At 66.0% G+C, this 3,332-nt stretch carries 2 protein-coding genes; both read right to left on the reverse strand.

The features are described 5' to 3' along the window. A partial coding sequence (locus tag Q0743_RS00005; protein ID WP_298239551.1) for a chemotaxis protein CheW occupies positions 1–448 on the reverse strand: 448 nt, incomplete at its 3' end. A gap of 77 nt (positions 449–525) precedes the next feature. Next, positions 526–3,330, reverse strand: coding sequence for a hybrid sensor histidine kinase/response regulator (locus Q0743_RS00010; RefSeq protein WP_298239552.1), 2,805 nt, complete (start codon positions 3,328–3,330; stop codon positions 526–528). Positions 3,331–3,332 lie beyond the last annotated feature (2 nt).

The following is a 3,332-nucleotide window of genomic DNA, read 5'->3' on the forward strand; positions in this document are numbered from 1 at the left end:
CGAGCTCGAGGACGCGGTCGACGTCGAGGACGACCATGAGCTGACCGTCGAGGCGATGGACGCCGCCGGCAAGCTTGGCCATGCGGGGATCGAGGTTGACGGGGTTCTCTTCCATGCCGGCTTCGGGCAGGCGCAGCACCTCGCCGATCTGGTCGATCAGGAGGCCATAGGATTCGCCGCGCAGATCGACGCCGACCGCCATCGGCACCTTGCCGTCCTCGGGCTGCGGCAGACCGAGACGGGCGCGCATGTCGACCACGGTGACGATGCGGCCGCGCAGGTTGAGCACGCCCGCGATCTCGCGCGAGGACAAGGGAACGCGGGTGACGCGCTCGGGCATGAACACGTCCTGGACGCGGGAGATCGGCAGGCCGAACAGCTGGCCGCCGATCATCGCGGTGACGTATTCGACCATGGCGCCTTCGGCGGACTGGGTCTTGCTGGTCATGTGTCTCTCCTGATCCCAGAGTTTATCTGAGCATGATCTTGTCGGAAAACCGCTTCACACTTTTCCGGATCATGCTCTTACGCCGCTGCCCGGCTCAGCTCGGAGGCGCCGGCGGCGCCCGCGGTCTGCTCCTTCAGCGCCGCGATCAGACCGGGACGGTCGAACTTGGCGACATAGTCGTGGAAGCCGGCCTGACGGCCGCGCTCGATCGCGGCCGGCGACACCAGCGCCGACAGGCCGATGATCGGCATCGAGCCGAAATTGTTGTCGGAGCGAATGGTCTCGGCGAACTCGAACCCGTTCATGTCGGGCATCTCGATGTCGGTGAGGACCACGTCGAAGGTCTGGGCGCGCAAGGCCGCGAGGCCCTCCTGCGCGGTCGGCGCGGTGCGGACGCGGTAGCCGGCCGCCTTCAGCACGGGCGCGAGCATGTTGCGGAAGAAGGCGCTGTCGTCGACCAGCAGCACCGACTGCGAGTGCAGCGAGGGCTTCATCTCCTTGCGGGTGAACCAGTCGGAGAACGCCATCGGGAGGAAGTGGCCGACGTCGATCACCTCGGTGGCCTGGCCCTTGATCACGGCCGAGCCGAGGATGCCGGAGGAGGATCCGCCGACCTCGATGTTGAGCCTTTCCTCGACGATGTCGATGATCTCGTCGACGACGAGGCCCATGGAACGACCGTCGTCGGCGAACACCAGGATCGGCTGGGCGCCCTGGCTGGCGATGGTGACGCCTTCCATGGCCACGAGCGGCATCAGCTGCTCGCGGTACTGCACCATGTAGCGGCCGTTGGAGAACTCGATCTTGTCGGCGGGCAGCTCTTCCAGGCGCGTGACGAGCCCGAGCGGGACCGCCTTGGGCTGCGAGGAGCCGGCGCGGAAGACGAGGAGCGAAGTGGTCTGCTCGCCCGAGCCGATGTGGTGCGCACCGTTCTCGTCGCCCATGTCATGGGCCGAGGAGCCGGCGGCGCCGAGCGCCTTGGCGATGCCGTTGGGGTCGATGATCATGATGACGGCGCCATCGCCCAGAATGGTGTTGCCGGAGAACATGTCGATGTGACGCAGTTTTGTGGACATCGGCTTCACGACGATCTCTTCCGTATGGAAGACACCATCCACGACGATGCCAAAAGTCTGGCTGCCGACCTGGGTCACCACGATGAAGCCGTTCTCGGGATCGGAGGCCGCGCCGTCGTCGATCTTGAGGAGCTTCTTCAAATGGATCAGCGGCAACAGCTTGTTGCGCAGACGCAGGACGGCGGTGTCCTTGATACGCTCGATGCGGTGCTCGGAGTTGGCGCGGGCGCGGACCAGCTCGACCACCGAGAGCTGCGGGATCGCAAAGCGGTCACCGGCGGCCTCGACGATCAGCGCCGAGACGATCGCCAGCGTCAGCGGGATCTTGATGGTGACGGAGGAGCCCTCGCCGGCCACCGACTTGATGTCGATGGTGCCGCCGATCTGGTCGATATTGGTGCGCACCACGTCCATGCCGACGCCGCGGCCGGAGACCGAGGTGATGGCGGCCGCGGTGGAGAAGCCCGGCGCGAAGATGAACTTGTGGATCTGGGCTTCCGACATCTTCTCCAGCTCGGCCTCGGTGACGAGACCTGAGGAGATCGCCTTGGCCTTGATCTTCTCGGTGTTGAGGCCTCTTCCGTTGTCGGCGATGCAGATGATGATGTGGCCGCCCTCGTGATAGGCGGACAGGCGGATGGTGCCCTGCTCGCCCTTGCCGGAGGCGAGACGCTCGGCGGGGGTCTCGAGGCCATGATCGGCGGAGTTGCGCACCATGTGGGTGAGCGGGTCCTTGATCAAATCGAGCACCTGGCGGTCGAGCTCGGTGTCGGCGCCGTGCATCTCCAGCTCGATCTGCTTGCCGAGTTCGCTCGAGAGGTCGCGGACGATGCGGGGCAGCTTCTGCCAGGCATTGCCGATCGGCTGCATGCGCGTCTTCATGACGCCTTCCTGCAGCTCGGCGGTGACGTTGGAGAGGCGCTGCAAGGGCACCTTGAACTCGGTGTCCTCGTTGCGGCGGGAGATCTCCAGCAGCTGGTTGCGGGTCAGGACCAGCTCGGAGACCATGGTCATCAGGTGCTCCAGCGTATCCACGTTGACGCGGATCGACTGGTTGGCGATGCGGTCGCCCTCGCCGGCATTCTCGTCGGCCATCGACTTCTTCGGCGCGGCCTTCTCCTTGGCGGGCTTGGCTTCCTTTGCAGCTTCCTTGGCGGCAGGCGCTTCAGCAGCCGGCGCAGCCTCAGCCTTTGGAGCGGGCGCGGCCTCAGCCTGAGCGGCGGGCGCCGGCGCTTCGATCGCGGTCTCGCGGAAGGCGCGCTCGAGCTCGTCGAGCGAGACTTCGCCCGGGCGCAAGGGGCGCTCCAGGGTCTGGTCGACCAGCGAGCCGGAGGTCATTTCTTTTGCGGGAGCAGTGGCGGCCGGGGCTTCCGGCACCAGCGGCGGCGCCTCGGCAACGGGAGCGGCGGCGCCCGCGGCCATAGCGGCCATGCCCTGCTCGACCATCGCTTCCAGCTGATCGATGAGGTCGCGGTCGGTCCCCTCCGGCTCGGCTTCGGTCGCCTCCAGGCCGGCCAAAATCTCCTTGATGCGGTCGATCGAGGACAGGATCACCGTCACCGCTTCGGCCTTCACCGGCATGCCGTCGCGGAATTTGCCCATCAGCGTCTCGCCGGCATGCGCCAGCGCTTCGAGCCGGGGCAGGCCGAGGAAGCCGCAAGTGCCCTTGATGGTGTGAACGAGGCGGAAGATGTTGTCCAAAATCTTGGCGTTGTTCGGCTCCTGCTCGAACTTCACCAGCTGATTGTCGACGGTGTCCAGGCTCTCGCTGGTCTCCGTCAAAAACTCCCGCAACAGATCATCCATGA

Source organism: uncultured Bradyrhizobium sp. (assembly GCF_936943645.1).
Classification (GTDB): Bacteria; Pseudomonadota; Alphaproteobacteria; order Rhizobiales; family Xanthobacteraceae; genus Bradyrhizobium.

Bases quoted from the DNA above. Each gene is read 5' to 3' on its own strand.
- Q0743_RS00010 (WP_298239552.1), bottom strand. From the start codon at position 3,330: ATGGATGATCTGTTGCGGGAGTTTTTGACGGAGACCAGCGAGAGCCTG.